The sequence below is a fragment of the Vibrio sp. 1727 genome, from assembly GCF_033344415.1.
Lineage (GTDB): Bacteria > Pseudomonadota > Gammaproteobacteria > Enterobacterales > Vibrionaceae > Vibrio > Vibrio alginolyticus.
Genome location: NZ_JAWPOT010000109.1, coordinates 1 through 966, shown reverse-complemented (window position 1 = coordinate 966; position 966 = coordinate 1). Strand labels below are relative to the sequence as shown.

The following is a 966-nucleotide window of genomic DNA, read 5'->3' as shown; positions in this document are numbered from 1 at the left end:
TTCGTTCCCTTTAACTTAACGCTTACCCTCGGGTGAAGGTCAACCTGTGGCAGTTTGTTGTGTGTCTTTTTACTTTTTTCGCGCCAACACACTAACGCAAACGTTTACATTGATTACAAATAAATCACTGAGTTTTCGGTTCATTTTTGGGTAAATACATACCATTTTTCGCTATATACCCGCCGTTTATAACAACCCTACAATACGCGCGTCTTACTTGTAGCACGCGGGTTTTCCAACCATGAATTCGTGGCTCGTTTATTAAAGGTATCGAATGAGCAATATCGCCAAGTCCGCTGTTAAACTCAGTGTTTTCTCTGTGATCATGATTACGGTTACATCCGTTGATAGCATCAGAAACATACCGGGTGCCGCCTTATTTGGTAGTCATGCCATCTCTTTCTTTTTACTTGCTGGTTTATGCTTTTTTGTTCCCACGGCTTTAGTGTGTGCCGAGCTAAGCACGACTTACCCTCAACAGGGTGGCGTCTATCTTTGGGGAAAAGAAACGATTGGACCTAACTTCGGCTTTGCGACCGTTTGGTATCAATATGCGGAAAATATCGTTTATTACCCTCCTCTGATCTCTTTCATTGTCGCTACAGGTGCCTACCCATTTGTCCCTGAACTGGCGCAGAATAATATTTTCATGTTAATCATGATTAACGTGATTTTTTGGGCGCTAACATTGGTAAATATATTCGGCTTACGTTTGTCATCGATGATCACAAACGTGTTTGGCACTCTAGGGCTCATTTTCCCAATTTTGCTGATCATTGGCTTGGGTGGTTACTGGGCATATACCAATCCGGGTGAGTCTCATATCTCCCTTAGTCATGTCTCTGACTGGCTACCCGATTTCTCTCAAGATGGAATTGGAGCAGGTTTCACCGCTGTAGTGCTTTCATTGACTGGTTTAGAAATTACCACCTCATATGCAAGTGAAGTAGAAAATCCACAAAAGGC

1 protein-coding gene is annotated in these 966 nt (G+C 42.8%); it reads left to right on the top strand.

The window, feature by feature from the left end; genetic code table 11:
* Nucleotides 1-274: 274 nt before the first annotated feature.
* A partial coding sequence (locus R8O10_RS24150) for an APC family permease (protein ID WP_318191815.1) occupies nucleotides 275-966 on the top strand: 692 nt, incomplete at its 3' end.